Here is a 239-nt window from a genome sequence, read left to right on the forward strand (position 1 = left end):
CTGGAATGGTAAACAACGGGGCGAGTCGACTCTTGTCGGAATTCGGTGATTCAAACCATTCCAGGAAGCCCAGCGCAAGATACAGAATACCTGTACCGGTTTCTTCAATTGCAGTTTGGGACTTGTTTCGGATTCCACGTAGCCTGGATTCCATTTCCTGAGGAAATAACAGGATCTGGATGTCATTATCACAATGTTCAGGCTTGGTGTGATGCTCATCGGGGCGGGGTAGATCGTAG

1 protein-coding gene is annotated in these 239 nt (G+C 48.5%); it reads right to left on the bottom strand.

The features are described from left to right. The coding region (locus R0J88_RS23235; protein WP_410901351.1) for a DUF4011 domain-containing protein at positions 1–239 on the bottom strand (239 nt) is incomplete at both ends.

Source organism: Pseudoalteromonas sp. SIMBA_162, assembly GCF_046535955.1.
Taxonomy (GTDB): domain Bacteria; phylum Pseudomonadota; class Gammaproteobacteria; order Enterobacterales; family Alteromonadaceae; genus Pseudoalteromonas; species Pseudoalteromonas marina.